This is a genomic window from Brevibacillus brevis (assembly GCF_022026395.1).
Taxonomy (GTDB): domain Bacteria; phylum Bacillota; class Bacilli; order Brevibacillales; family Brevibacillaceae; genus Brevibacillus.
On record NZ_CP041767.1, the window covers coordinates 1,127,501 to 1,154,372 of the forward strand.

At 46.5% G+C, this 26,872-nt stretch carries 28 protein-coding genes, 13 tRNA genes, 1 rRNA gene and 1 riboswitch (1 of these 43 only partly in view); of the genes, 31 read left to right on the top strand and 11 right to left on the bottom strand.

What is annotated here, in order from left to right; genetic code table 11:
• The 15 genes from FO446_RS05735 to FO446_RS05805 form a co-directional block, all read left to right on the top strand.
• Nucleotides 1-98: ribosomal RNA gene (locus FO446_RS05735) — 23S ribosomal RNA — on the top strand (it extends 2,831 nt beyond the left edge of the window).
• Between the two features lie 53 nt (nt 99-151).
• Nucleotides 152-227: transfer RNA gene (locus tag FO446_RS05740), tRNA-Asn, on the top strand.
• A 3-nt stretch (nt 228-230) separates the two neighbouring features.
• Nucleotides 231-323 (top strand) — tRNA-Ser (locus FO446_RS05745).
• A 4-nt stretch (nt 324-327) separates the two neighbouring features.
• A tRNA-Glu gene (locus FO446_RS05750) sits at nt 328-401 on the top strand.
• A 34-nt stretch (nt 402-435) separates the two neighbouring features.
• Nucleotides 436-511 (top strand) — tRNA-Val (locus tag FO446_RS05755).
• A gap of 78 nt (nt 512-589) precedes the next feature.
• A tRNA-Met gene (locus FO446_RS05760) sits at nt 590-666 on the top strand.
• A 76-nt stretch (nt 667-742) separates the two neighbouring features.
• Nucleotides 743-819: transfer RNA gene (locus FO446_RS05765), tRNA-Asp, on the top strand.
• 41 nt (nt 820-860) lie between these two features.
• Nucleotides 861-933 (top strand) — tRNA-Phe (locus FO446_RS05770).
• A gap of 7 nt (nt 934-940) precedes the next feature.
• A tRNA-Trp gene (locus FO446_RS05775) sits at nt 941-1,014 on the top strand.
• Nucleotides 1,015-1,041: 27 nt separating this feature from the next.
• Nucleotides 1,042-1,117 (top strand) — tRNA-His (locus FO446_RS05780).
• Between the two features lie 26 nt (nt 1,118-1,143).
• Nucleotides 1,144-1,218: transfer RNA gene (locus tag FO446_RS05785), tRNA-Gln, on the top strand.
• A 7-nt stretch (nt 1,219-1,225) separates the two neighbouring features.
• Nucleotides 1,226-1,301: transfer RNA gene (locus FO446_RS05790), tRNA-Gly, on the top strand.
• Nucleotides 1,302-1,329: 28 nt separating this feature from the next.
• Nucleotides 1,330-1,403: transfer RNA gene (locus FO446_RS05795), tRNA-Cys, on the top strand.
• A gap of 8 nt (nt 1,404-1,411) precedes the next feature.
• Nucleotides 1,412-1,493 (top strand) — tRNA-Leu (locus tag FO446_RS05800).
• A 126-nt stretch (nt 1,494-1,619) separates the two neighbouring features.
• The gene (locus FO446_RS05805) at nt 1,620-2,951 is read left to right on the top strand and encodes a purine/pyrimidine permease (RefSeq protein ID WP_237900078.1); all 1,332 of its coding nucleotides are present in this window, start codon (nt 1,620-1,622) and stop codon (nt 2,949-2,951) included.
• A 17-nt stretch (nt 2,952-2,968) separates the two neighbouring features.
• Here the strand turns inward: FO446_RS05805 and FO446_RS05810 are convergent, their stop codons facing one another.
• A complete protein-coding gene (locus FO446_RS05810) occupies nt 2,969-3,640 on the bottom strand; it encodes a B3/B4 domain-containing protein (RefSeq protein ID WP_173609113.1) in 672 nt (223 codons plus the stop codon).
• A 115-nt stretch (nt 3,641-3,755) separates the two neighbouring features.
• Here FO446_RS05810 and rnhA point away from each other — a divergent pair, with 115 nt between their 5' ends.
• From rnhA to FO446_RS05830, 4 genes are all read left to right on the top strand, one after another.
• On the top strand, nt 3,756-4,190 hold the full coding sequence (gene rnhA, locus FO446_RS05815) for a ribonuclease HI (RefSeq protein WP_173609152.1): 435 nt from the start codon (nt 3,756-3,758) through the stop codon (nt 4,188-4,190).
• A complete protein-coding gene (queG, locus tag FO446_RS05820; RefSeq protein WP_173609112.1) occupies nt 4,187-5,338 on the top strand; it encodes a tRNA epoxyqueuosine(34) reductase QueG in 1,152 nt (383 codons plus the stop codon). Before rnhA ends, queG begins: the two co-directional genes overlap by 4 nt.
• A gap of 26 nt (nt 5,339-5,364) precedes the next feature.
• A complete protein-coding gene (locus tag FO446_RS05825; protein ID WP_237900079.1) occupies nt 5,365-5,898 on the top strand; it encodes a methylated-DNA--[protein]-cysteine S-methyltransferase in 534 nt (177 codons plus the stop codon).
• Between the two features lie 127 nt (nt 5,899-6,025).
• Nucleotides 6,026-6,994: an amidase domain-containing protein gene (locus FO446_RS05830; RefSeq protein ID WP_237900080.1), complete on the top strand. Its 969-nt coding sequence runs from the start codon at nt 6,026-6,028 to the stop codon at nt 6,992-6,994.
• Here the strand turns inward: FO446_RS05830 and FO446_RS05835 are convergent, their stop codons facing one another.
• Nucleotides 6,995-7,702 carry a ferric reductase-like transmembrane domain-containing protein gene (locus tag FO446_RS05835; RefSeq protein WP_173609109.1) on the bottom strand — a complete coding sequence of 236 codons (708 nt, stop codon included), beginning with the start codon at nt 7,700-7,702 and terminating at the stop codon, nt 6,995-6,997.
• 138 nt (nt 7,703-7,840) lie between these two features.
• On the opposite strand from FO446_RS05835, the gene trmL reads away from it, so the two are divergent.
• The 3 genes from trmL to FO446_RS05850 all read left to right on the top strand — a co-directional run bounded on the left by trmL (nt 7,841) and on the right by FO446_RS05850 (nt 9,780).
• Nucleotides 7,841-8,311 carry a tRNA (uridine(34)/cytosine(34)/5-carboxymethylaminomethyluridine(34)-2'-O)-methyltransferase TrmL gene (trmL, locus tag FO446_RS05840; protein WP_173609108.1) on the top strand — a complete coding sequence of 157 codons (471 nt, stop codon included), beginning with the start codon at nt 7,841-7,843 and terminating at the stop codon, nt 8,309-8,311.
• 25 nt (nt 8,312-8,336) lie between these two features.
• The gene (locus FO446_RS05845; RefSeq protein WP_173609107.1) at nt 8,337-9,062 is read left to right on the top strand and encodes an HAD family hydrolase; all 726 of its coding nucleotides are present in this window, start codon (nt 8,337-8,339) and stop codon (nt 9,060-9,062) included.
• 145 nt (nt 9,063-9,207) lie between these two features.
• Entirely contained in the window at nt 9,208-9,780 is a 573-nt protein-coding gene (locus FO446_RS05850) for a hypothetical protein (RefSeq protein WP_221867438.1), read from the top strand.
• Between the two features lie 238 nt (nt 9,781-10,018).
• On the opposite strand, the gene FO446_RS05855 is transcribed toward FO446_RS05850, so the two are convergent.
• Nucleotides 10,019-10,219 carry a hypothetical protein gene (locus tag FO446_RS05855; protein WP_173609105.1) on the bottom strand — a complete coding sequence of 67 codons (201 nt, stop codon included), beginning with the start codon at nt 10,217-10,219 and terminating at the stop codon, nt 10,019-10,021.
• A gap of 360 nt (nt 10,220-10,579) precedes the next feature.
• On the opposite strand from FO446_RS05855, the gene FO446_RS05860 reads away from it, so the two are divergent.
• From FO446_RS05860 to FO446_RS05870, 3 genes are all read left to right on the top strand, one after another.
• Nucleotides 10,580-12,478 (top strand): PrkA family serine protein kinase, encoded by a 1,899-nt coding sequence (locus FO446_RS05860; protein WP_173609104.1) that lies wholly within the window; start codon nt 10,580-10,582, stop codon nt 12,476-12,478.
• 70 nt (nt 12,479-12,548) lie between these two features.
• On the top strand, nt 12,549-13,706 hold the full coding sequence (yhbH, locus tag FO446_RS05865) for a sporulation protein YhbH (RefSeq protein ID WP_017251936.1): 1,158 nt from the start codon (nt 12,549-12,551) through the stop codon (nt 13,704-13,706).
• Nucleotides 13,707-13,799: 93 nt separating this feature from the next.
• Complete coding sequence (locus FO446_RS05870) at nt 13,800-14,087, top strand: YiaA/YiaB family inner membrane protein (RefSeq protein WP_173609103.1); 288 nt, start codon at nt 13,800-13,802, stop codon at nt 14,085-14,087.
• A gap of 171 nt (nt 14,088-14,258) precedes the next feature.
• Here the strand turns inward: FO446_RS05870 and FO446_RS05875 are convergent, their stop codons facing one another.
• The 7 genes from FO446_RS05875 to FO446_RS05905 all read right to left on the bottom strand — a co-directional run bounded on the left by FO446_RS05875 (nt 14,259) and on the right by FO446_RS05905 (nt 22,196).
• The gene (locus tag FO446_RS05875) at nt 14,259-15,983 is read right to left on the bottom strand and encodes a GMC family oxidoreductase (RefSeq protein WP_237900082.1); all 1,725 of its coding nucleotides are present in this window, start codon (nt 15,981-15,983) and stop codon (nt 14,259-14,261) included.
• 293 nt (nt 15,984-16,276) lie between these two features.
• Nucleotides 16,277-17,326: an alpha/beta hydrolase gene (locus FO446_RS05880; RefSeq protein WP_237900084.1), complete on the bottom strand. Its 1,050-nt coding sequence runs from the start codon at nt 17,324-17,326 to the stop codon at nt 16,277-16,279.
• Nucleotides 17,327-17,439: 113 nt separating this feature from the next.
• Entirely contained in the window at nt 17,440-18,930 is a 1,491-nt protein-coding gene (locus tag FO446_RS05885; RefSeq protein ID WP_173609100.1) for a methyl-accepting chemotaxis protein, read from the bottom strand.
• The gene (locus tag FO446_RS05890) at nt 18,923-19,477 is read right to left on the bottom strand and encodes a GNAT family N-acetyltransferase (protein ID WP_173609099.1); all 555 of its coding nucleotides are present in this window, start codon (nt 19,475-19,477) and stop codon (nt 18,923-18,925) included. Before FO446_RS05890 ends, FO446_RS05885 begins: the two co-directional genes overlap by 8 nt.
• Nucleotides 19,478-19,666: 189 nt before the next feature.
• Nucleotides 19,667-19,750, bottom strand: a riboswitch (cyclic di-GMP riboswitch).
• A gap of 182 nt (nt 19,751-19,932) precedes the next feature.
• Nucleotides 19,933-20,595: a peroxiredoxin-like family protein gene (locus FO446_RS05895; protein WP_237900086.1), complete on the bottom strand. Its 663-nt coding sequence runs from the start codon at nt 20,593-20,595 to the stop codon at nt 19,933-19,935.
• An 84-nt stretch (nt 20,596-20,679) separates the two neighbouring features.
• Complete coding sequence (locus tag FO446_RS05900) at nt 20,680-21,357, bottom strand: Crp/Fnr family transcriptional regulator (RefSeq protein ID WP_237901046.1); 678 nt, start codon at nt 21,355-21,357, stop codon at nt 20,680-20,682.
• The gene (locus tag FO446_RS05905; RefSeq protein ID WP_237900088.1) at nt 21,357-22,196 is read right to left on the bottom strand and encodes a DNA alkylation repair protein; all 840 of its coding nucleotides are present in this window, start codon (nt 22,194-22,196) and stop codon (nt 21,357-21,359) included. Before FO446_RS05905 ends, FO446_RS05900 begins: the two co-directional genes overlap by 1 nt.
• 105 nt (nt 22,197-22,301) lie before the next feature.
• Here FO446_RS05905 and FO446_RS05910 point away from each other — a divergent pair, with 105 nt between their 5' ends.
• The 5 genes from FO446_RS05910 (at nt 22,302) to FO446_RS05930 (ending at nt 25,748) form a co-directional block, all read left to right on the top strand.
• Nucleotides 22,302-22,487 (top strand): hypothetical protein, encoded by a 186-nt coding sequence (locus tag FO446_RS05910; RefSeq protein WP_173609096.1) that lies wholly within the window; start codon nt 22,302-22,304, stop codon nt 22,485-22,487.
• A 122-nt stretch (nt 22,488-22,609) separates the two neighbouring features.
• Nucleotides 22,610-23,317: a DNA alkylation repair protein gene (locus FO446_RS05915; protein WP_237900090.1), complete on the top strand. Its 708-nt coding sequence runs from the start codon at nt 22,610-22,612 to the stop codon at nt 23,315-23,317.
• A gap of 160 nt (nt 23,318-23,477) precedes the next feature.
• A complete protein-coding gene (locus tag FO446_RS05920; RefSeq protein ID WP_173609094.1) occupies nt 23,478-24,254 on the top strand; it encodes an amino acid ABC transporter substrate-binding protein in 777 nt (258 codons plus the stop codon).
• A gap of 73 nt (nt 24,255-24,327) precedes the next feature.
• Nucleotides 24,328-24,987 carry an amino acid ABC transporter permease gene (locus FO446_RS05925; RefSeq protein ID WP_173609093.1) on the top strand — a complete coding sequence of 220 codons (660 nt, stop codon included), beginning with the start codon at nt 24,328-24,330 and terminating at the stop codon, nt 24,985-24,987.
• A gap of 14 nt (nt 24,988-25,001) precedes the next feature.
• On the top strand, nt 25,002-25,748 hold the full coding sequence (locus FO446_RS05930; RefSeq protein WP_217366951.1) for an amino acid ABC transporter ATP-binding protein: 747 nt from the start codon (nt 25,002-25,004) through the stop codon (nt 25,746-25,748).
• A 64-nt stretch (nt 25,749-25,812) separates the two neighbouring features.
• On the opposite strand, the gene FO446_RS05935 is transcribed toward FO446_RS05930, so the two are convergent.
• On the bottom strand, nt 25,813-26,076 hold the full coding sequence (locus tag FO446_RS05935) for a KTSC domain-containing protein (RefSeq protein WP_173609092.1): 264 nt from the start codon (nt 26,074-26,076) through the stop codon (nt 25,813-25,815).
• A 465-nt stretch (nt 26,077-26,541) separates the two neighbouring features.
• Between FO446_RS05935 and FO446_RS05940 the strand changes: the two genes are divergently transcribed.
• Complete coding sequence (locus FO446_RS05940) at nt 26,542-26,868, top strand: PadR family transcriptional regulator (protein ID WP_088906130.1); 327 nt, start codon at nt 26,542-26,544, stop codon at nt 26,866-26,868.
• The last annotated feature ends 4 nt before the right edge of the window (nt 26,869-26,872 follow it).

Here is a 26,872-nt window from a genome sequence, read left to right on the forward strand (position 1 = left end):
GGTAAGACCCCTCATAGACGATGAGGTTGATAGGTTCGGTGTGGAAGCGCGGTAACGCGTGGAGCTAACGAATACTAATCGGTCGAGGACTTATCCACACACTCTTAGCAATCATGCGTATTCAGTTTTGAAGGAATAAATCCTTCAACGTTCCTCGGTAGCTCAGTTGGTAGAGCAATCGGCTGTTAACCGATCGGTCGGCGGTTCGAGTCCGTCCCGAGGAGCCATATGGATGGATGTCCGAGCGGCCGAAGGAGCACGATTGGAAATCGTGTAGGCGGTGTCGAACCGTCTCGTGGGTTCAAATCCCACTCCATCCGCCATCTTGGCCCGTTGGTGAAGCGGTTTAACACAGCAGCCTTTCACGCTGTCATACAGGGGTTCGAATCCCCTACGGGTCACCTAGAAAAATCCCTACATACTTGTAGGTGATTTGGAGGCTTAGCTCAGCTGGGAGAGCATCTGCCTTACAAGCAGAGGGTCGGCGGTTCGATCCCGTCAGCCTCCACCACTAATATCAAAGGGCAAGGAAGGTCAGCTAAAAGTGCCATGTCCTGTGGTAACACTGACACTCAGTCGTCCTGACTATCGCGGGATGGAGCAGCTCGGTAGCTCGTCGGGCTCATAACCCGAAGGTCGCAGGTTCAAATCCTGCTCCCGCAACCAAATTTTCTACTTGCTCACGTCGAGTAATTTTCTTGATCAAGTAGGATCGGAGTACCCAGTGGGTGCAACCAAATATGGAGCTGTGGTGAAGTTGGAGTTCACGCCGGTCTGTCACACCGGAGGTCGCGGGTTCGAGTCCCGTCAGCTCCGCCATTTCTAATCAAATGAAATTGGCGCGTAAAGCATGGATATAAGGCTCGGTAGCTCAGTCGGTAGAGCAGAGGACTGAAAATCCTCGTGTCGGCGGTTCGATTCCGTCCCGAGCCACCTTTATAGGGGCATAGTTTAACGGTAGAACGAAGGTCTCCAAAACCTTTGGTGTGGGTTCGATTCCTACTGCCCCTGCCATTTTTCAAGAAAATAGTAGTAATCATGGCGGTCGTGGCGAAGGGGTTAACGCACCGGATTGTGGCTCCGGCACTCGTGGGTTCAAGTCCCATCGATCGCCCCATAAATTCATAGTTGGGGATTACTTATTGGGGTATAGCCAAGCGGTAAGGCAACGGACTTTGACTCCGTCATTCCTAGGTTCAAATCCTAGTACCCCAGCCATTAAAATGCGGACGTAGCTCAATTGGTAGAGCGTCGCCTTGCCAAGGCGAAGGTCGAGGGTTCGAGACCCTTCGTCCGCTCCATTTCTCAAATTGTTTTACCTTATATCATGGAGGCATAGCCAAGTGGTAAGGCACGGGTCTGCAAAACCCTCACCCCCGGTTCAAATCCGGGTGCCTCCTCCAAAATATTTGCCGGTGTGGCGGAATGGCAGACGCGCGCGACTCAAAATCGTGAGGGAAACCGTGGGGGTTCAAGTCCCTTCACCGGCACCATACATTTACAAGCTAACCCTGAATGTCAAGATTTCTTGATGATTGGGGTTTTTTTCTGCTTTGATATGAGCATAGTTTAGAGGGGAAATAGACAACTTGTGTAAGTAACAGGTCGAGGTGGTTGAGGTGTTTTATAAGCTACAAGACAAGCCGCCAATGGGGATTACGACGTTATCCGTATTACAATGGATGATCGTAACTGTTTCCAGCAGTGTGGCGGTACCATTAATGATTGGAGATATGTACGGCTTGCAGGCTGATGAAATTGGAAAGCTGATGCAGCAGACCATGTTTTACATCGGACTCGCGTCACTACTGCAAGTATGGATTGGACACCGCTATCCGATGATTGAAGGTCCGGCTGGACTATGGTGGGGGATCTTTATCATTTTGGCTCAGCTCGGAACGAGCATGGGTCTTCATCCACAAGAAATTGGTCAATCCTTTCAAGTAGGTATGATATTAGCTGGTCTACTCTTTTTCATTTTTGGCTTATTAGGCTGGATTGGCAAATTACAGAAGTGGTTTACGCCGTTGGTTTCAGGTACGTATATGATTTTGCTTGCTGTTTCTTTGTGTAGTAACATTCTCACGGGCATGCTTGGTATTGGTTTTCAGCATTCAAAAGAGGTACAGCCGGGAGTAGCACTTGTGTCCATAGGGATTGTAGCCCTTGTTGTCTTCATTATGCGGACGAAGCGATTCTCCAGTTTTGCCGTTTTGTTTGGCATGGTTGGAGGCTGGATCGTGTACGCGCTTCTTGGATGGACAGAACCAGTTCGACCTACTGAACAATTGCTTTCATGGCCTTCTATTTTCTTTTGGGGACCTCCACGTTGGGATTGGGGCGTTGTATTAACGAGTATGCTGACAGGATTCGTTCTGTTGACAAACCTCATGACGAGTTTGTCGGTCATGGGAAAAGCGACAGATACAGTGCCTACTGAAAAGCAGTACAATCGCGGTGGTATTTTTACAGGGGTATCCCATTTTCTGTCAGGCTTGAGCGGTGTGGTAGGTATGATTCCACTTTCCTTGGCCGCAGCGGTTATTCAAACCACAAAAATGGCTTCGCGCCTGCCATTTGTGATAGCAATGCTAGGGATGATGCTGATTGGGCTGATTCCCACTGTTGCCCATTTTTTGGCGGCTTTGCCTACTCCAGTGGCATATGCGGCGATGTTCATTTCCTATACGCAACTGCTGGGCTTCGGGTTGAAGGATTACGTGAATGTGAAGATGGACGAACGTACGATTATTATTGGGGGTAGCTCGCTATTGGTTGGGATCGGAGTTATGTTCGTACCGGCTGTAGCTTGGCAGAAACTTCCTGCATTAGCAAGCTTCTTATTCGGCAATGGCTTATTGCTCGGAGTTATTGTGTGTCTGGTCCTGGAACATATCGTTTTTAGAAAAAAGGAAGAAGATAGCGTAAAAAAAGACGGCCAGGCTGCATGACGGGCCGTCTTTTTTTCTTAGGCAGTAACAATAGAGGAGTGAGTCAGCTCGCCGCCGTTGATTTCCGTAAACATGCGACCAACTGAACCTACAATTTCTTCTTTTTTAGATTGTTCCATTTTTTCATGGAAAAAGATGACTTGGAGGAGCGTGCTGCTTTGTTCCGTTACACATGAGCGCTTGGAGTCGACAATGGGACTCCCAAATGCGCCGTTACCATCAGCGAGCAGCAATTTCCCTTCCATGTTGACTTCTCGTCCATTTAATCCTTCATAGACATCATCGGCGTGGCCAAGACGACAAGTGATATCACCCGTTAGATGATTAACGTCATAAATCCCAAAAGGAAGTGCGTGCAAAACAGAGAAAAAATTATTAACATCAACAGCGCTATTAATCCAGAAAAAAGGATTTCCCTGCAGCAGTCGACGCAGCAATGCTTCGGAGGAAGGGCGGTACCTAGACGGATCAATGCCAACTTGCTTAAAGCAAGCTCTCCACTCGCGGACGCCTTCGATTTCTGTCAGCTTTGCGGTGTCATGATCGAGCCGCAAGCTCTCCACATAATAATTGATACGTCCCTGCAGCATTTTGGGGGAGTCACTGACGGAAGCATTGCTGTATTGTAAAATGCCGAGAGAAAATTGCGGCAAACGCTCGGACACGGAAGAATCTAGCTGAACTTTCATCAATAGACACTCCTTATTAATTCTATTTTTGGTAGTATAACAAAAAAATTTTGTGGAAGCGACTAAGCTTCGATACAATAGAAGAGAACAGAGGAGGGAACCCCTGACGATGACAATGCGTGAGGTTGATATTTATACAGACGGAGCATGTTCCGGCAATCCAGGACCAGGTGGTTGGGGAGCTGTACTGATGTATGGCCAACACATCAAGGAAATGTCCGGTGCCGAACCACATACAACGAATAACAGAATGGAGCTGTTGGCGGCCATCAAGGCGCTCTCTACATTGAAGGAGCCTTGTAAGGTGACGCTGTACAGTGATAGTGCATACTTGGTCAACTGTTTCAAGCAAGGCTGGTATAAAGGCTGGCTGAAAAACGGCTGGAAAAACAGCAAAGGCCAGCAGGTGGAAAATCAGGACTTATGGAAAGAACTGTTGCAATTGATGGACACCCACAAGGTAGAGTATGTAAAAGTCAAAGGACACGCCGACAACAAATGGAACAACCGCTGCGACGAATTGGCGACAGGAGCGATTAGACAACTGTGAACGACTTGCTGTACTGGGAGCAGACAAAGCAGTCCATCATTGACTATGCCAAGGAAATCGGAATCGATAAGATCGGGTTTGCCAGTGCCGATCCATTCACGACCTTAAAGGAACGACTACTTGTACATCGGGAAAAGGGCTACGAATCTGGATTTGAAGAGCCAGATTTAGAAAAGAGGACGAACCCGGAACTGTTGTTGGACGGGGCACGCTCGCTGATTTCGATAGCATTGGCTTATCCATCCAAGCTCAAAAATCCACCAAAGTCAGAGCCTGGTGCGTATCGGGGAATCTTATGCCGTGCAGCATGGGGAACCGATTATCATCACGTTCTGCGCGACAAGCTGGACAAGCTGACGCGATTCATTATGGAGCTCGAGCCAGGGGCTCGGATCGAATCCATGGTAGACACGGGAGCATTGTCCGATCGTGCGGTAGCGGAGCGGGCCGGGATTGGGTTTGTAGGTAAAAACTGCGCCATCATAACGCCGGAGTTCGGATCATGGGTGTACTTGGGGGAGCTGGTAACGAATCTTCCGTTGCCAAGCGACCAACCAATCGAAGAAGGCTGTGGCGACTGCAATATATGTGTAGACGCTTGTCCGACCGGAGCCTTGATTCAGGGGGGGCAGCTTGACGCACAGCGATGTGTAGCTTATTTGACACAGGTGAAAGACTTTATTCCAGATGAATTCCGCGGAAAAATCGGGAATCGGCTGTACGGTTGCGACACTTGTCAGACGGTATGTCCTAAGAATCGGCGCATTGACAACGACCATCATGCTGAATTTCAGCCTGATCCGGAGATTGCCAAGCCTTTGTTGATTCCTCTGCTTCAGATGAGCAATAAGGAGTTCAAGGAGAAGTTTGGGCTATCCTCTTCATCTTGGAGAGGCAAAAAACCAATTCAACGTAATGCAATACTAGCGCTTGCACATTTCAAGGATCGGACAGCTATTCCTCATTTGGAGCGTCTATTGTTCGAAGACCCTCGTCCAGTCATCCGGGGAACTGCTGCATGGGCGCTTGGAAAAATCGGGGGAGAGCAGGCACAAGAAGCACTCATTACCGCAAAAGCAAAAGAGGCGTCACCAGAAGTGGTGGAAGAGATAGAAAAAGGCATAAGCATGCTTCGTGCACAGGGTTAGTTTGAACAAGAGAGGGAGGACGTTAAATGGCAAAGGAATTAGGCTATACCATGATGGATTCACCGATTGGACCATTGCTCTTGGCTTCAACAGAAGAAGGGCTGTGCTACATTCAGTTTGCCAATGAACAAGACGGATTGGCGCCGCTTGTGCGCTGGTGCAAAAAAACGTTCTTAGGGACTACCCCAACGCGTAACGATTCGATCAATGAGTCTGCAAAAATTCAGCTAGAAGAGTATTTTGCAGGCAAGCGCAAGTCGTTTGATGTTCCAACCGTATTGTACGGAACTCCCTTTCAAAAGGCTGTATGGAATGAGCTATCGAACATTCCCTATGGAGAAACTCGTTCTTACAAAGATATTGCCTTGGCAATTGGAGCGGCGAAAGCTGTTCGGGCCATTGGCGGTGCGAACAATCGCAATCCGATTCCTGTCATTATACCGTGCCATCGTGTCATTGGCTCGAATGGTGCCTTGGTCGGGTACGGCGGTGGCTTATCCATTAAAGAATATTTGCTGTCACTAGAAGAAGGACCACTTTTTGCTCACGCTTCTTCCTAATAAGCTGTCTGCTTGCTCGGACAGCTTTTCTTTTTCTTCTGAATGCTCCACGAGCGACATATTCTTCATTGAGATGAACAGTTCATGGGCTTTGTCGCAGTCTGGAGGCGGAAAGGAGGAGGGGAAAGTGGAGTGGCGTGAATTTCTTCAGCAATACTTTCAAGCAGTTCACCAGTCATCTATGGACGGAAAGTATGAGCGGCTGCTGTGTTTTTATTGCGCAGGAGAGGCAGGTGTGCAGGAAGAATGGGATCGACTGAAACGGGAGAAGCGGAGAGCTGAGGAGCGGGGAGCCAAATTATTGGCTGTCCAGGGACAAGTAATGCCCTTGTGTTGGATAGATACCGATGCCACCATGGAAATAACGGTTCAATGGCAAGAAAATAAAACGCTGGGGATCAAGCAAACCAAGTATACAGAGGTAAGCAAAAGGCTGTTCCAGCTCCAGTTGCTCAAAACGAATGAAAAGTGGTCGATCATCGGGGCAAGGGAGTCGAACGGTGATCAAAAATTGGTGGTCGAAGAAGAGGAGGAGCCTGTCATCGTTGTGTCAGGCGTCGAGGATGCCATTGACCAACTTATGCTGGTTGTGCATGGAGCGGGAGGCTACAAAGCTGCAAATGCAGTCGCGTATGCGGAACGTTACTGGAATACGACCAATCCGATATATCCTCGTTTTACGGATGACTGCACGAATTTTATCTCGCAATGTTTACATGCTGGCGGAATCCCTATGCTGATGTCGAAAGAGATGGGCAAGGGCTGGTGGATTCGCACGGGAAAAGGCGCCTCTTGGAGCTATAGCTGGACGGTGGCCCATAGCTTGTATTTACTCTTGAAATCGGGTGGACCACCTATGCGGGCGGTTACGAAAAGCTCCGCGGCGGAATTGGTACCAGGTGATATCATTTGTTATGATTTTAACGGGGATGGGCGTTTTCAGCACAATACGATTGTGGTCGCAAAAGACGCGAATCAAATGCCGCTAGTGAATGCCCATACGACAGATAGCAGCATGCGTTATTGGGCATATGAGGATTCCACAGCCTATACGCCCAAAATGCGCTATGCCTTCTTTCATATAAGAGGAGTCTAATTACCGCTTGCGATAAAGAGCTCTTCGCATAAAAGAGATGCTGCGAATCACCCAAATCATTGCTGCGAAAACGAGCATGTCTGAAAAGGTATGCGGTTCTCCTTTGATGGATTGGGTGTAAATCAAGCCATGGAACAAGACGATGACAAAAAGCCATGGATTGGCGAGATGAAGCCTTTTCCAACTGGAGCCACCCAGCCATTTTTCTGCGCGTGCAGAAGATGTCAGCAACAGGGCTAGTAGAATGAAAAAGGCAAGCAACCCAAGGTAGTTCGCAACGCCTGTAAGGGTCCAGTTGGGAGATGGCCACATGGTTGGATCAGAAGAAGCGAAAAAGAACAGACCCAGCCAGCCATCAGCCTTTTCGGAACGGTTTTCTTGAATGATCATTAGGCGAGGCTCATTTTCAAAAAGGACGAGCACAAGAATGACGTGCAGAAGTCCAGTTAGCCCAGCCCATATCCCGATATCTCGACGGATGGACGAGCTGATAGTCAACCAGCCAGCAGGGAGCAAGGACTGGAGTGAGCCAATCAATAAGGTGCAGCCAATCAAAATAAATGAGAGATAGCCGAGAAGCATGCTCCATGTTTCTAGGACGGGAAACGAAGAAAAATCAACCCACATCCAACTGGCACCTAACAGGATCAAACTCAGGATGCTCACATGTGCGATAAGGCGTCGCCAAAATGAAATGGGTGTCCCCATCTAATCATCACTCCTTTGATAGCTAAAGTTTTCTGATTAGATGCAGCAGGCACTCCATTTGTTACAGAAGCTGGGCACGGTGGTATAATAGGTCGTGTACAGGTACCAAGTTCGCAAATTACAAGGAGATTTTCAGATATGCCGTTACATATTGTTTTGCATGAGCCGCTCATCCCTGCTAATACGGGAAATATCGCCCGATCATGTGCAGCGACAGGAGCGCATCTGCATTTGATTCACCCACTCGGATTTTCAACGGACGATCGTTACCTGAAGCGGGCTGGTCTCGATTATTGGCATGCGGTTAACGTTCACCATCATGAGAGCTTTGAGCACTTTGCTGCGGCTCAAGGAGAAGGTGCGGGCACTTTTTACTTTGTGGAGACCTGGGGGGAAAAGCTGTATACGGACGTTTCTTTCCGGGATGGCGACTACATTATCTTGGGCAAGGAGACGACGGGTTTACCGGAAGAGCTGACAGAAAAATATCGGGAGCAGACTATTCGTATCCCGATGAGTGGTGCGACCCGTTCTGTGAACCTGTCCAATTGTGCAGCTATTGTCTTGTTTGAGGGACTTCGCCAGTTAGGTTTTCCAGCGTTATCGTAAGGCATTTGGGAGGGAGAGATCCATTATGACTGTGAATACCATCCTGTTTGATTTGGACGGTACATTATTAGAGATGCAGACAGAACCCTTTGTCAAAAGTTACTTGGTTGAAGTAGGTCGTCATGTCGGAGATAAGTACGATACCGAAAAGCTGTTGGCGCTGGTTTGGGATGCGACCAAAGCAATGATCATGAACCAAGAGCCTGACAAGACGAATGAGCAAGTTTTTATCGAACATTTTACGGAACATAGTGAGTGGGATCGGGAGGAAATATGGCCACTGTTTGATTCGTTTTATCGGGATGTGTTTCCGACACTTTCTCACCTGACGTATCCTTCGCCATGGGCAAAGCAGATTGTTGCTGCCGCCAAAGAGCAAGGGTTTCGGGTTGCAGTAGCGACGAATCCGGTTTTCCCGCGGGATGCCATTCACCATCGCCTCGCTTGGATCGGGATGTCCCCGGATGATTTCGAGCTGGTCACTGTCTACGAGGAATCGCATTTCACGAAGCCGAATCCTGGTTATTACAAGGAGATTTGCCAAAAGCTTGGGGTTGAGCCGACAGACTGTATCATGGTCGGGAATCACATGCAGGAGGACATGGTCGCATCCAAGTTGGGAATGAAAACGTTTCTGGTAACCAATTGGATGGAAGACCGTGGTGAGCCTCAGTATCAGGTCGATCAGCGGGGATCATTAGAAGAGCTGTTTACGGCGATTTCTGAAAAAAGCGGTGTGTTTGCAGGTTAAGAAATGACTATGAAAGTATAAGCGAGAAGCAGGTTGTCCGTCTGAAAAAATGGCCAAGCCTGCTTTTTCACATACTTATCCCAAAATCATCAGGTAGGCTAGGTGTGTACGACTACGGTTTACATCATAAAGGAGGAAATCTTGCATGAAAAAACTTGTTTCGTCTCTGGTAATGGCTACCTTGCTGTTTAGTGGTATCTCTGTTGTGGCTGCTGCGGATACAGCAGCGGATTCTACAGTTACGCACTCGAAAGCGGAGAAAAAGGAAGAAAACAGAGCAAAGCTGAACGCGAAGGCTGCCAAGTGGGGCGTCGAAACCACGGATCAAACAAATAAGGAAGTAAAAGCAGCGATTCAAGAAGCAAAAGCAGCAAAGAAGGCAGAAAACGCTGAGAAAAAAGCAGCAAAAAAAGCGGCAAAAGAAGCGAAGAAGCAAGAACGACTCGCCAAGCTAAACGATAAGGCTGTAAAGCTGGGCGTTGACACAGCAGGTAAAACAGCGAAAGAAGTAAAAGCGGCTATAAAAGAAGCAAAAGTAGCAAAAAAAGCAGAAAACGCTGAGAAAAAGGCAGCAAAACAAGTGAAGAAGCAAGAACAGCTCGCGAACCTGAAAGAAAAGGCTGCCAAGTGGGGCGTCGACACAGCAGGCAAGAGTGCAAAAGAAATCAAGGCAGAAATCGAAGCGAAGAAAGCAGAAAAGAAAGAGAATAAAAAATAACAAGAAAACAAAAAAAGCAGGTTGCCACAGTAGGCGGCCTGCTTTTTTCCCTGGATGATTCTTACATGTTCCAGGTTTTGTCCTCGTTGTAGCCAGCTGTCAGAATGAAAAACAGAAAAGCTCCGAAGACCAATGCCACGATAAATGTACCCACGTTTGACAGCTCCTTTCGTAAACAAACTACTCCCATTATAGCGTAGCCTGCCCACTTTGCAAACGAATTAAAGCTGTTGCGCCCTTACGTAAGTGACAATTTTCGATGATCATTCACGAGTTTCAAGAAGGCACTAATCGCAATGGGCACACTCAGTATTTCTCCTGTATCAAGTTCCATTCCTGTCACTGCTTGGTAAATAAATACCGAAAGAATCACCAAGGTTGCGATGCCGGTCAAATAAAGTCCTTTTTTCACTTGAATGCGTTCTGTTTGGATGTCCATATTCGTTCCTCCCGCTATTTTTAAGCCAATCCGTATTGGCTTTCCGTGTATGTTGCTTATGATTGTATTTTACAGGGGAGTAGGGATTACAAACCATCGAATCAGCTTACAGCTACGCTCGTTAAACCTTACAATTCCGTAATCTTCCAAGCCATAAAAAAGCAGTCTGCCTTAATTTTTATGGGAAGATTGCTGAAACTTGTGCTGATGTCGCGCATACACATATGTAAAGGCTGTAAGAGCCTGTTGGCAACCGGAGAAAACGGCTTGCACGTGAATGCGTGACCGCAGGCGGACATATACATGAGAGTACATTGTCGTTGGGAAGAGAGAGGGGCTTAAGAGGGAGGAGTGTCGAACATGGACATTTTAAAACGGATCGCTGAGCACCGGGCCCGCGAAGAAAACTTGATGTGGAGAGGAACATTCGCCGAATATTTGGAATTGGTACGTAAAAATCCGCAAATTGCCCAGACTGCGCACTCACGCGTCTACAACATGATTAAAAGTGCGGGGGTTGAAGAGAACGAGGACGGTTCACGTTCGTATCAATTTTTTAGTCGCGAAATTTTCGGATTGGACCGTTCAGTAGAGCGCCTAGTGGAGGAATATTTCCACTCGGCTGCACGGCGTCTGGATGTCCGCAAGCGCATCTTGCTCTTGATGGGACCTGTCAGTGGCGGTAAGTCTACGCTCGTGACGATGCTCAAGCGAGGACTGGAAGAGTATTCACGGACGGAAGCCGGAGCGATCTATGCACTTGATGGTTGCCCCATGCACGAAGAACCACTTCATCTCATCCCGCACGAGCTGCGTCCAGAGGTAGAAGAAGAGCTGGGAATCAAGATTGAAGGAGAACTGACGCCCTATAACCGGATGAGGTTGGAGACCGAATATGGAGGGTGCATTGAGGATTTCCCTGTTCGTCGGATTTTGTTTTCCGAAGCCAATCGGGTGGGGATCGGTACATTTAGCCCTTCCGATCCAAAGTCACAGGATATTGCTGATTTGACGGGGAGCATCGACTTCTCGACGATTACGAAGTACGGCTCTGAGTCCGATCCCCGTGCTTATCGATTTGATGGTGAGCTGAACAAAGCCAATCGTGGATTGATGGAGTTTCAGGAAATGTTGAAATGCGACGAGAAATTTTTGTGGCATCTCCTGTCGCTGACACAGGAAGGAAACTTCAAGGCAGGTCGTTTTGCCCTCATTTCTGCAGATGAGCTGATTGTTGCGCATACGAACGAATCGGAGTACAAGGCTTTTATTTCAAATAAGAAAAATGAGGCACTGCAATCTCGGATTATCGTCATGCCGATGCCGTATAATCTGCGTGTCAGTGACGAAGAAAAAATATACGCGAAATTAATCAAGCAATCCGACTTGGGGCATGTGCATATTTCACCGCATGCGCTCCGGTCAGCAGCAGTCTTTTCCATTATGACCCGCCTGAAGGAATCGAAAAAGCAAGGGGCCGATCTGCTGAAAAAGATGCGGTTATATGATGGTGAATCGGTGGAAGGCTTCAAGGGAGCCGATCTGGAAGAGCTGCGTAACGAGCATGCCGATGAAGGAATGTCCGGTATTGATCCGCGGTATGTCATCAACCGTATCTCCAGTGCACTGATCCGACGCGACACGGAGTGCATCAATGCGCTTGATATTCTTCGGGCGCTAAAAGAAGGCTTTGACCAGCATCCGTCCATCACCAAGGAGCAGCGGGAGAGGTATATGAACTTTATCTCTATCGCGCGTAAGGAATACGACGAGCTGGCGAAAAAAGAGGTGCAGAAGGCGTTTGTCTACAGCTACGAAGAGTCGGCAAAAACGCTCATGGATAACTATTTGGACAATGTGGAAGCTTATTGCAACATGAACAAAATCCGTGACCCCGTTACAGGTGAGGAGATGGATCCAGATGAGCGCCTGATGCGTTCCATCGAGGAGCAAATCGGCATCTCGGAAAATGCCAAGCGGGCCTTCCGTGAAGAAATTCTCATCCGTATCTCGGCCTACGCGCGTAAAGGGAAGCGTTTTGACTACAGCACGCATGACCGTCTGCGGGAAGCTATCGAGAAGAAGCTGTTTGCTGATCTGAAGGATGTCGTCAAGATTACGACCTCGAATAAAACACCGGATGAGCATCAGCTCAAGAAAATTAATGAGGTTACCAAGCGTCTTATCGAAGAGCATCAATATTGCCCGGTTTGCGCAAATGAGCTGCTGCGCTACGTGGGAAGCCTGTTGAACAGATGACAGAACGTTGGCGACATAAGGGGCACGTCATATTCGGCGCAGATTGCGCCAGTTGCTAGGAGGAGACGGCATGAAAGATGAATCATCGTTCATTGTCTCCCGGGAAGACTGGTCGCTGCACCGCAAAGGGTACCAGGACCAAAATCGACACCAGGAAAAAGTGAAAGAAGCGATCAAAAAAAATCTGCCCGATCTCGTCAGCGAAGAAAACATCATCATGTCGAATGGTCGGGAAGTCATTAAGATCCCTATTCGCTCCCTGGATGAATACCGATTGCGTTTTAACTTCCAAAAGGGAAAACATGGCGGTCAAGGTAAAGGAAACAGTAAAGTAGGCGATGTCGTAGCCCGTGACGGCGATCCGGCGCAAGGGCCAGGAAAAGGTCAGGGAGCGGGTGATCAGCCAGGTGTAGACTACTACGAGGCTGAAATCAGCGTAGAAGAATTGCAGGAGATGCTTTTCGCCGAGCTGGAGCTGCCGAACCTTCAACAAAAAGACGAGGAACAAATCGTCGTGGAAGAGACGCGGTTCAATGATGTCAGGAAAAAAGGCTTGATGGGCAACATTGACAAAAAACGCACGCTGATCGCGGCCATCCGCCGAAATGCGCTGGCAGGCTACAGTGATATGGAGCTGGGGATCACCGATGATGACCTGCGCTTCAAGACGTGGGAAGAGATCATCAAGCCTCATTCCAATGCTGTCATTATTGCGATGATGGATACATCTGGATCGATGGGTGTGTTTGAAAAGTATATCGCCCGCAGCTTTTTCTTCTGGATGGTACGTTTTCTGCGTACCAAGTACGAAAAAGTCGAGATCGTCTTCATTGCCCATCATACGGATGCGAAGGAGGTAACGGAGGACACCTTTTTCTCGAAAGGGGAAAGCGGGGGGACGATCTGCTCCTCTGCTTACAAAAAAGCGTTGGAGATCATCGATAGCCGTTACCCAACTTCGCAGTACAATATTTACCCGTTCCATTTTTCCGATGGCGACAATCTCACATCTGACAATGAGCGTTGCGTAAAGCTGGTGAAAGAGCTCATGGAGAGATGCAATATGTTTGGCTATGGTGAGGTCAATCAGTATAATAGGCACAGCACCCTTATGTCAGCGTATCGCCACATCAAAGAGCCGAAATTCATGCATTGTGTCATTCGGGAAAAGGGCGAGGTATACAAGGCGTTGCGTACTTTCTTTGGCAAGAAAGAGGCTGTGAAGTAATCTTTAAAAGCAACCGGGCGAGAAATCGTCCGGTTGACTTATATTTGTTAGTGTTTGCATGAGCCACATGAACATAATGTGAGGGGTGTTACTATGTATCCACAAAAGCATCGGATGCGCAACACGGGAGCCTTCACTTTCTTGGCGTACTTTACATTGGGCGCAGGTGTGCTGCTATTTTCCATCGGTTTATACAATGCATCAGGTCTTCAGCTGCACGAAAAGGGGTATTATATCGCGTGCATGCTTCTGGTAGCAGTTGGATCGATTTTGACGCAAAAAGTAGTGAGAGATAATGCAGAGGATCGAGCGATTATTGAGGAGCAGGAAAGAGAATTTAACTTGAAGGTATCAAAAGCGGAGAAAGACACGCCGAAATAGCCTGGTTACATATGGACGAATGGTAGATAAAGGAAACCCATGATTGATTCTTTGTCAAATGAATTCACAACGGTTCATTGAGCAAGGGATCAATCATGGGTTATTTGTAAGGAAGCGGTAGAACCTCGGGAATTGTAACGGTCAGACTACTACAACATAGGATGGAGTAAATTAATCATCATCGTCGTCACAATCATCGCCTCGATGTTTTTCCGCTTCTTCGCGAATAATCCGGGCCGCATTCAAACCGATCATCTGTGCCGCCGTGGAAGTGTTGCCGTCAGGTAAAATAGGGGAGATGGATAGATCAGCGACTTTGAGATTTTTCGTGTCAAATACATTCAGGTACCCATCCACAACACCTTCGGAAATGCTTTTCCCCATTTTACATTGCCCACCATAGTGAGCGAAAATGCTGCAAGATGCTCTCACATAATCAGCGAGCAAGCTTCGTTTTTCTGCTTCATCCGGTACTTGGAATAGGGGCTCGGGAGGATATACTACTTTGTAAATGCCCTCTGGATCGAGTTCACGAGCCTTCGTAATCACTTTGAACATTTCGATATATTGGTCTACCAAAAAGTTTAGGTCATCAGGATTTTCAAAGACATTGAATCTAATCGATGGATAGGCTTCCGGATCACTATGTGCAACCGTAATCGAACCTTTACTTTTGGGGTTCAAGTCTGCTAGGCCAATACTCATGATATTGCTTTCCTTTGTGGGAACAAATTGCCAACCATTGATAAGGACGTCTTGAACAGGGATAAAGAACGGTACGGGAAGACCTAATATTTGCAGGCGGCGACTCGGTCCGTTTTCTTTTTTAAATGCACCAAGTGCCACAGGCTGATCAGGGTCAGCAGCAAATACTGGAAGGAGTCGGTCTGTTTTTACCTCGATGCCCATGCCAATACTGTATTGCGACTGAAGATTGTGACCGACATTTGGACTCTCTACCAATGTTGCTATCCCTGCTTGAGCTAAATCCGTCGTTCTGCCAATCCCTGATCGTTGCAGGATAACCGAGGAGTAGGTACCGGCAGAGACAATAATTCCTTTTTTCGCATAAGCGATTTGTGTCACGCCGTTTCGAACGAATTCGACCCCAACGGCAGTCTGCACGTTCTTTTTTGATGCAAAGAGAATTTTATTTACGGTTGTTTTTCCGAAAATGACTAACTTTCTGCCTCCAATCCCGAACTCATCTGGCTGGAATTCATTGCCCTGTGTCACGATTTGGTTATTTAAATACCCGGCTCTCGTGGAGGAACGAATAAACTTCCCATCTACTTCTTGTTGAATATACTGTGATTGATAGAAGGTACAGTCTCGGATACCTGTATTGTAATCTTCCACGATGGGGATACCCAAAACCTGAGAGGTTGCTTCAGCCAAAGTTTGGATAAGCCCACTATTCGGAATCAGTTGCTGCCTGACAAAAATAGGGCCTTTTTTACCGCGTTCTTTTGGGCTTTGTGTATCTCCCGTATAGGTTTCGTTTTTTTTGAATAGGGAGCGGAGATGATCGTAGCCCCACTGATCTCCGACGAGTTTTGCCCACTGATCATATAGCTGGCGGCTTCCGCGGACAGCATACATAAAATTATGTTCGGAGCTTCCACCAATTACTCTCCCACTCCATAGCGGAAGCTGGCGTCCAATTGCTTGTTCGATTTTCGAGACAGCAATGAAGGATAGTTTGTTATCATCTGCCATATTCACTGCTGCCTCTAGAGAAGCGCTTGGGTTCGGCATATTTGTACCTGCTTCCAGAACAAGTACAGAAGTCTTCTTGTCATCTGTCAATTCCTTGGCGATTACTCCTCCGGCAGTTCCGGCGCCAATCACGATATAATCGTACTTTTCACTTGCTGGGCTTGAACTTTGTCCCAATTGTTGCACTTCCTTTTTTCATAATTTCCTAGCATTTTCAATCTATTCATGCCGGAATGCGGGGGTTCCAGCAGCAAATCAGGCAAAATCATTATTTGCAATCTTTTGTGTGAATGGCATAGGAAGATAGGAAGTAGAATGGGGTTAGCCGATTTGCATAATATTCACGTTTGCGGCGACAAACTTGATCTCTTTCAAAATTCTCACTTTCACTCCGCTAAAATTCGCCCCAGATGCGCCTAAAGGAGGTAAGGCTGGGGAAACCAATGTATCATAAAATAAAACCGTCACGGTCATGCCCTGACGGTTTTTCGAATGAGCTCGATAAACTCCTCTGCTTTCTCGATGTGTGGAGCGTGCCCCACATTTTCCATGACAATCTCCTGATAAGAACCACCAGCGCTCTGATATTGTTCAAGCACGTCACGAATTTGGGAGACCATCGGCTGCGGGGGATATTCGTCTTCCCCCGGCCATCCGGGGACATAGCCAAGCTTGCCCAGCGTACCGAAATCAGCCAGCGACTGATCCGAGACAATGGCATCATCCGCACCGCGAATCCATAAAATCGGACACTTCGGCTCCATCTGGACAATACCGGACAAATTTACGTATTTGGGAGAAATCGCATTCGTAATCCCTGTCGTTCCGGGAGCAACACCGGGCCAATCGTTTACGTATTCAAAGGCACCGGGGTAAAAGTCCTCTCCTATTCTCGTAGAGAGTATTGAGTTCACATAACGGTCTTCCTGCTCTGGGCCAACTTGGAATGGGGGCTTGAAATAAAGCTGATTCATGACATTGCGAGGACTGGAGGGAGATTCATTGCCTATATCTTTGGCTGCAATCCTTTTGACCAGCTCAGAGTTGGCGGCTCCCCCACCCGAGCCTGAGAAACTGCTGTAGCAAGGGGTACCAGCTATATCTTTGGTTCCACCAAAGCCGTAAGGGGACATGGGGGCGATGAGAATCAGAGAGCGGACTTCCTGCGGGTGATCGATGGCAAACTGCATCGCGATCCCGCCACCCAACGACCAGCCGGCAAGATGGATGGGCGTTGGCAAGTCCAATGCCCGAATAAACGAATGAAGGTCATCCGACCAGTCTCGCAAACCGCGTGTCGCATCAATGGGCAATGCTTCACTTGCTCCATAGCCACGCATATCAGGTGCATACAGACGGTACTCGTCACATAGAGCCGCGATGGTATCATCCCAGAACAGGTTGGCTGATGCATTGCCGTGAATGAGGAGAAGCGGTTCTCCTTCCGGTACGCCTGCTGTCAGGTAGGAAACGAGCAATCGATCGGTCTGAATCGTTTTGGTTTCGATTCTTGCATCCATCAATGATGTGCCTCCTTTCAAAGTAAAAATATCAGAATATTTCTATTATATGCCTGTTCGGTTACAAAATGAGAAAAGAAAACAACCGCCAGTGAAAGGCGGTTGCAGGAAGATTACATATGGAGACCACGCATCTGCTGTTCAATTTTCTCAAAGCCGCCAGAAACCTTAACGACTTCGTCTTTTTGCTCAGAAACGAGCACAAGCACTTCTTCCAGGCTCTCTTTGTTCTTGTCGGTAATATCTGCGTTGACTTCTACTTTTGCGCCGACTTCCTGAATCATGCTGTGAACATGGACGATGAACTCTTGCAGGTTTTTCGTTTTATCTGCGAAGTTTTGCATGTAGTTGTCTACATTGGTGAACATTTCTTGTACTTCGAGAATGCCCTCGCTATTTTTCTCAAAAGAAGTTTGCGACTCGGAAATCATATCCGATACAAGCTTCATTTTTTCGCGGATGGTCATGAGCAGGCTCGAGATCGACTCGGACGATAGCTTGGAGGATTCCGCCAGCTTGCGTACTTCATCTGCGACGACAGCAAATCCTCGGCCGTGTTCGCCTGCGCGAGACGCTTCAATCGTGGCATTGAGTGCCAACAGATTGGTTTGTGCAGAAATCTCGGAAATGGTTTGGATGATTTTTCCAATCGATTCGGTTTCTTTATTGAGCTCTTGGATTAGCTGGTTCGTACCTTGGATGTCCTTGATGAATCGTTCAAAGTCATTACCGATGTTGCCAATGCGTTTTCCACTCTCGCTAGTGGCTTCCTTGGTCGATTCTACGTACTCATGCATCTCTGTAACAGAGCGGGTCATGTCCTCAACTTGCAAATTCGTCGAGCTCATTTCCCGACGCAGCTCGTCTGTATTGCTGGTCTGGACAGTAAAGGACTCCATGATGTCTTGCAGGGAAGCGACGGTTTCGACAGCGCGAACATTGACACCGTCCGTTACCTTGTTCAAATTCTCTTGATAGTCTTGCATAGAGGTGAGTGATTCATTGATCTTATCCAGAACACGTTGCAACGATTCCTTCGAGGCAATCGCTTCTTGCTTCTGTTGCTCACTTTCCTCTTGCAACTTGTTATTGAATACAGCATGCATCATGCTCGTGATAGAGACAAAGCAGAAGGTGAGCAGGAAGTACATCAGATCGAGATTGCTTGTCGAATGGAAAATCGTTTCTCTTTGTGTCAGGAAGTAGTAAGAGACAATGCCCAATGTCGATACAATCGTCAAAATATTGATGAGTCGGTCTTGATAAATCCCCATAACTGCTACGAAGAACATAATGGTCATGATATTGATCATATGCGGGTCCAGTCCGACTACGATGAACATGAAGATCCCGATTACGGCGAAGTTAAAGAACTTCATGAAGGGCGCTGCTTTTTCACGGAAGCTCGGGCGATTAGAGATGTAAGCAAAAGGTGCCAGTACGCCATACAAAATACCCAGAATTGTGAAAACGAATGTGTACGAAACGCCTAGAAAGAGGTTTAAGACCTGAACAACCGTAATAATACTTGCGAATACGATTACGACCCAATTGTTTCTTCTTCTCAATAAATCAATTTTATCCATGTTATCCATGTTACCCACCTACCTCGACTTTTACTTGGTTGGATGACGACGTATTGTACCAGGAATATTTCGGATCGTGCTTATTGTCATAGACATCTTTTAGATGGAAAAGGGTCGGAATCGCATCGGCCCCTTTGTAAAAGACGATATCTTTGGTCTGAGTTGCTTTTACTTGATACTTCGTGTTAATAAATTTAAAAAAGGTCGGATCTGCTACCCCGATTGCGTGGGTATAACCATGCTTTTCAGCGTAATCTATCATCAGGCAAATTCCTTTTTGCCCCAGTTGTCCGCGGTATTTCGGCAGAACAGCGAGACTGTCTACCTCCATTACTTTCATATCTTCTGTAACAACATCCTGAAAAAGTGATTTCATATAAGCACTTGATTTGGAAAAGGGCGTCATTTCAAATGTTCCACCTGCTTCACCATCTTCGGCGATTAAGAGGAACTGAGCCGAGCCTTCTTTCGCGTACTCCATCTCGAAGCCCATGCTTGTCCATACTGTTTCTTTGATTTCATGAAATTTGGCTAACTCTTGTACGGTTTCTACTTGTTTGTACATAACTTCTCCACTCCATCATTTTCTGATTACCGTGTTGTGTATGTTTGACGTCTCAAAAGTTATGTTTTTCCATCTGTTACAAAAATGAAAGTGCTTTCATCCTCCTTTCAAAAAACGAAACACAAAAAAAGGCCGTTCCATCGAAATGGAACAACCGAAGCTACCAACATCGAAAAATAGTCTCAAGATGATGGCAACCCGGCTATCATGGTCAAAGACTGTAGACCCGTGGTTTTGCGTCGCCACCTTTCGATGACTTTGCCTTTTTCATTTTTTAGCAAAAATTGTAAAACTGTGTCGAATTTTGCTAGACATAATCATGCAAAATATAAGCCATTTGTATTAGCTTTGTCAAGTTTTGGTAGGAAGAAGTAACTAATTGTTCATAATATATGAACGTACGAAAAAACCAGTTGCCGTATCAACTGGTTCTTCATTAAATAGGGAGTAGGGCGTTAGGTTAGGGTGCGCAGAATGTCTATAACTTCAGTAGGCTCCATTCGCTTTTTGTAGTCAGGATCTAAGAATACTGACCGGATTACGCCCTGTTCATCGAGGATATAAGTAGCCGGTATGGGGAGTGTCCAGGAATCGTCGCTATTAAAATGATTGAGATCGATATCCAATGATCGGTAGGTATCATGTAAATACTCAGGCAGTCTGAATATGAGTCTATATTTTTCTGCTACCTGATTATTGGTATCGCATAACACGGGGAAGCTCAGACGATTGTTCTCTTGCATAGTAAGAGAGTGTGCAGGAGATTGTGGACTAATGGCAAACAATTGAGCACCCAGAGAGGTTATCGTATCGAGCTGTTTTTGGTACGCTTGCATCTCCAAATTGCAGTAGGGGCACCATGATCCACGGAAAAATGTGAGGACGACAGGACCTTTTATGATTTCTTCCGACAAGGTAATGCTCTTGCCAGTGTGATCGTTCAACGTGAAATCAGGCGCAATCGAACCAATCGGCAAGCCCTTTGCCAGTTCAGAGGTCCGCAGCTCCTCAATTGATCTTGTAAATGCATCTGTTACTTCACGGGTGAGGAAGTCTGCTATTTGAATGGTTGTAAAATCTAGCTCTTCGCGCAGGCTCTGAAAATGTGGTTTATCCATATGTCGTTCCCCTCTTTTTCGAAAGAATAGTAGAAGCCATGGCTTTACGATATCTTTCTTTTTGAGCGAAAGATGTAAACTGGATTACATTTTCTTCAAAATCCTGTCCCGCTGAATAGAAATAGATTTAAAGCCTGTTTGAATCAGTTCTTCTCTTGCTAAAGCACGTAATGCTACCGTCACAGCTTCCCTGGATGCCCCAACAAAATTGGCGATTTCTTGATGGGAAAGAGGTAAGTCAATTTGTTGAAACGCCGAACTGTTAGGATTGCCAAATTGATCGGCAAGCTTTACCAACGTGGAAATAATGCGATCTTGTAAAGGGAGAAGGGCAAGATTTTCGGCTGCTTGGCTGATCGAAATCATTCTATCGCTAATGACTTTCATGATCTTCATCATCAGTTGCGGATGTTCGATGATGTAGCTTTCAAATTTTGCTTTGCTCATTTTACAAATGAGGCAGTCTTCGATGGCTTCTATATACATCTCCCTTGTACCTAATGAGAGGAGATCCACTTCTCCAAACACATTGCCTTCCCCGAGGATATCGAATGTGAACTGCCGACCATCCCGATTTACTTTATATAAACCTACCTTTCCCTGTTTGATGAAGTAGAAGCCTTCTGAAAAAGTTTCTGGTGTTTGAATGCACGTATTTTTGGGGAAAGGGGTTAGAGAGGTTAATTGATCAATTAAGCGCAAACTTTCCTCGGATAATGAATTCAACAAATAAAATTGGGATAAATGTGTGATTCGGTTCATCATTTCTGTTCAGTGTGACTTTTCAGGATCGTTCTTTTCGCTTTGGTGATAATTCTTTTTGTTTCCTTTGTATCAGAGGTTTTTAGCCACTCGTCACAAAGCTGTGTCACCCAGTCTGGTTGTGATTTACTCGCATCGTTCAACCAATTCCCTACAGAATCTTGAACATATTTGGCTGGATCTGACTTCACTGGTGTGAGCAAAGGCAGGCAGCGAGCGGGCTCATTTTTCAATGCGTCAATATGCTTACACCAGACACCACGCGGGCGTGTGGCTTCTACCGCAAAACGGCGAATATTTTGGTCGGTATCAAGTACCCATTCACTCAGGAGTTGAATGGAATGGTTCAGATCATGCAAGAGAGAATCTCGAATCGCCATCCATGCGATCTCTCTCACCCCAAAATGATGATCAGCCGCGAATTTTCTTATTTGGGCTAGTTTTTCTTCTAAAGATAAGGTGTTGTCCAGGCCGATAATATAGGCACTCCAGCAACGGACACTGTCTGACTTGTGGTTGGCCAACGATAGGAAAACAGAAGACGTAGCTGTGGGTTCACCCGATTTGTGTAAGATCGCAAGCAGTTCTTGTCCAATCAGACGGATAGCTTTCATTCCGCTCGTTGATCCGGTCTCTTCTAATTGACCAACAAGTTGAGGGACATACGCACCTAACGTAACATGAGGCAGAACGATTCGTAACAAATGCATATGATCAACAGCCTGCCATTCAGTCAAATTGACGCTTTCTAATTCTCCAGCATGAAGGAGTGCTAATACATTGTCAGGGATGAGTGAGGCTTTACTTGCTCCTTTTCTCGTGTGTACCGAATCTGGCATTTCAACAAACTCCTTTTCGCAGTAATGGTAAAAGTATACATAAAAATCACCCATAACAAAAATTTTCCAACCATCCGATAACTAGAAGGAATAGGAGGGGATTTTATGAAGGAAGTAAAGGTGATTCAATTTTACTTTTCCGGAGGCGGTGAAACGATTAGCATCGAATCGACGGAACCGGAAGAGATCATTCAAATGGTCGCTAATCAAAACAACGGATGGCTCCAGTATGATGATGTTGTCATCAACGTAAGAAATGTTTCGTATATCAAAGTTCGCAATCAGGCGTAGGATAAGAAAAGAGCGTCAAGCTCCAACACGAAAAAGCTCTCCTTTGAATGAGGAGGGCTTTTTCGTGTTGGGGGTAGGGCTGCTGGTTATCCTATTAATAGAAGAAAAGGGAGGGCGGCAAGATGACGCTGGAAGAAGTCATGCAGAAGCTCGAAGCGATGGGGACAGAACAGACGAAAAAAACGTTATTGCGGCATGGGGCAAAAGAGCCTTTATTTGGCGTGCGAGTCGGCGATATGAAAAAGCTGGTCAAGGAGGTAAAGCATGATCAGCAGCTCGTCCAGGCGCTGTACGATACGGGAAACTACGACGCCATGTACTTGGCCGGATTGACAGTTGACCCAAAGAGCATAACAAAAGAGCGGCTGCAGGCTTGGATTCAGGAAGCGTCTTGGTACGCGCCCGCCGAATATACGGTTGCGAGTGTAGCCGCTGAGAGCCATTTTGCCATGGAGTTGGCTCGAGAATGGATCGAGTCAAAAGAAGAAATGGTAGCCACATGTGGGTGGAACACGTATTCGAACTATTTGTCGATTACTCCTGATGAACAACTAGATAAGGAAGAAATCAAACGGCTCCTCATGAGAGTGAAGGAGACAATTCATCAGGAACAGAACCGCGTACGGTACACCATGAATCAATTCGTTATTTCAGTAGGCGCATATGTACGGGAACTTCATCAGGAAGCGCTGGAAGTGGCAGCAGCGATTGGCAAAGTACATGTGGACGTCGGACAGACAGCGTGCAAGGTTCCGTTGGCTACGGAGTATATCAAAAAGATAGAGGAACGAGGGAGTGTCGGAAAAAAGAAAAAGACGTGCATTTGCTAGTCGGGCATTTTTCTCAATCATTTGGCGTATATTTCTAGGGTGCTTTTGTTTACTAAAGTATCGACTATTCTTTGCTAATGTGCTATCATGATACCTTGTTAACGTATTACCACTTTATCAGAGTAAAACATAGAGTAGGGAAACGAGGGGGATCATCACGATGAAGAAAATAGCATGGATGTCATTGTTGTTGAGTGCGATGGTTTCATTGGTAGTGGGCTGTTCCAGCGCAAACACTGGCGCTGACGCGAACAAGCTGATTATCGGAATTGATGATAAGTTCGCACCAATGGGATTCCGGGATGAGAAAAATGAACTTGTTGGTTTTGATATTGATTATGCGCGTGCAGCCGGCGAAAAAATGGGAAAACAAGTCGAGTTTCAACCAATCGATTGGAGTGCAAAAGAGTCTGAACTAAACAGCGGTCGTATTGATTTAATCTGGAATGGATATACGATTACAGATGAGCGAAAAGGGAAGGTTCTCTTTACCAAGCCTTATCTGAAAAACGCACAAGTAGTGGTCACCATGGCAAATAGCAACTTGACCAAGCTGTCAGACTTGGCCGGTAAAGCAATTGGTTTGCAAAAGCTGTCTTCCGCAGCTGACGCGATTAATGCGAGTGATATCAAAAATCAGGTCACATCGATTACCGAGTTCCCTGATAACGTGCTGGCACTGAGTGATTTGAAAATTGGTCGTGTAGAAGCAGTCGTCATCGACCAGGTTGTGGCCGATTACTATATGACAAAAGAGCCGGGAACATTTAAAGAGTTGGAAGAATCGCTGTCCCCTGAGGAATATGGAATAGGCGTCAAAAAAGGCAACGAGGCATTGCTGAATGAGCTGCAAAAGGCACTGGATGCGTTGAATCAGGATGGTACAGCTGCAAAAATATCGGAAAAATGGTTTGGCGAAAATCGTGTATTGAAATAAGAAGAACAGCGATGGCTTCGCCGCTTGATTGGCGAAGCCACGCTTTTATTTTCAGGATTAGGAGCATACCAAGATGAGCGTAGACTACATTCTCTCCATTACGAAGCCCATGCTAGAAGGGGCACAGATGACGGTGCTGTTGTTTATCATCGCCATTCTGCTTTCCATTCCATTAGGTTTTTTGATCACTTTACTGGCAAAGAGCAGTAATAAGGCGCTGTCCTGGTGCGCGCATACGTATGTGTATGTGATGCGTGGGACGCCTCTTCTATTGCAGCTGTTGTTTATTTGCTTCGGGCTGCCTCTCTTGCCCGTAGTGGGAGAGTATTTGGTGATGGATCGGTTCGTCGCTGCATGTGTCGGTTTCGTGCTGAACTACGCAGCGTATTTCGCGGAGATTTTCCGTGGAGGACTGCTGTCAATCGACAAAGGACAGTACGAGGCGGCGCAGGTCCTCGGCTTTAGCAAATGGCAGACAACCAGCAAGATTATTTTGCCGCAAATGTTTCGCGTGGCTTTGCCTGCCGTCGCAAATGAATCAATCACCCTTGTAAAAGACACAGCGCTGCTCTATGCGGTTGCTGTCCCAGAATTGCTTCACTTTGCACAGACGGCCGTGAATCGCGACTTTACCATCGTTCCGTTTTTTATTGCCGGAATCATTTATTTGTTAATGACGCTATTGTTGACATTGTTCTTTAAGTGGCTGGAAAAAAGATTTAAATTCGAATAAAGGGCTGGCGCATTATGGATATCATTCAAGTATCGAATCTAAAGAAATCGTTTGGCAATCAAGAAGTTTTGCGAGATGTCTCGTTTTCGGTGAAAAAGAACGAAGTCGTGGCAGTAATCGGGCCTTCTGGCTCCGGCAAAAGCACGATGCTACGCAGCTTGGTCAATCTGGAGCAGGTGAATGGTGGCAGCATTCGTGTGCAGGATGATTATTTGGTGAAGGACGGCGTTTATGCCAGCAACCAGGAAATCAAGCAGATCACAGCGAGAATGGGCATGGTCTTTCAGCATTTTAATCTGTTCCCTCATCTAACGGTGAAGGAAAATCTGGAGATCGCGCCACGCGTAGTCAAAGGTGAGGCGGCACAGGACATCCAAAGAAAGAGTGCAGAGCTCTTGGAAAAGGTCGGCCTGTCTGATAAGGCTGACGCGTATCCGGCGAAGCTCTCAGGCGGACAGAAGCAGCGTGTGGCGATCGCCAGAGCACTGATGATGAACCCGCAAATTTTGTTGTTTGACGAGCCTACGTCTGCTCTCGACCCCGAACTGACGGGTGAGGTCCTGCAAGTCATCAAGCAGCTTGCCCAGGAGCATATGACGATGATGGTTGTGACGCATGAGATGGGATTCGCACGCGAGGTGGCAAACCAAATCATGTTTATGGACAAAGGGGAATTCGTAGAGTCGGGGACACCTGAGCAATTGTTTACAAACGCTAAATTTGAGCGGACCAAATCCTTTTTGCATCGCGCATTAAAATAGTATGATCAACAATAAATGCCCTCAGTGTCGAGAAGACAGACTGAGGGCATTTTGTATAGACAGGCTACATCACCTGGTAGTTCAAGTACCGTTGGCTGATGAACGAATGAAAATGATCGCTGAACGAGTCAGCATTTAAAAACGCATTGTAGGCGTAAGGAGTGACCCGACAGTAAACGAGCTCGCGTCCATCGTGAAAACGGATGTAGAGGTGGCTTGCAGCCAGATCGTACCGAGCAGCTTTGATCAATTTCGAATCCAGTTCCTTGTAGGTAATTTCTTGGGGGTGATTCTGACGTGGCAGAAATTGGCGGAAAAAAGATCTCAATGTATCTGCAAACTCCTTTATCTAAAAATCGGCTTATCTATTTCTACGAGTCTTCATTTTACGCAAAAATTTGGATTCGGAATACAAAAATAGCACACCGATTGCAAAATAGGCTAAGAGAACCGTATTCAGAACGATCATCGAAAAGTCGGCAAGCATGTAAGTGCCTCCTGTTAGAGAGAATGAAGTCACGAATTGAAAGTAACCCGCTCCAAAAAAGTGAAAATCTTCTTTTTGCTTCGTTCTATGGGCCTATCATCTGGATGCGTATAGAAAAAACGATCATCCGAAAGTATGTAATTTCATGAAAAATGTTGTCGAATATAGTCTATATTACCTATTTTATTATTGTCAATAATTACATAGAACCAAAATGACATTCCGCGAATTTCTTTTTTAAATTACCTTGTATCACGAGGTATAGTGTGATAATCTCTAGGCATGTCACGGGAAGGAGATGCTTTTATGAACAAGGAGTTGTTGAAAGGAAGCATTGATCTATTGCTTCTTTCGCTGATCGCACAGAAAGATCAGTACGGCTATGAGTTGGCCAAGAAGATTCGCGATAAAAGCGATGAGCTGTATGAAATCGGTGAAGGCACACTATACCCTGCCCTAAAGCGACTGGAGACGCAAAAGGCAGTGGAGTCTTACTGGGGGGAAGCCAATGAAGGCGGACGCCGCAAATATTATCGGATTACCAAGACCGGCCAGGGCCTTCTTCAAGACAAGATGAAGGATTGGCAGAGCTTAAGCCGACTCATTATGCTGTGTAATAAGGGAAGTGAGTAAACGA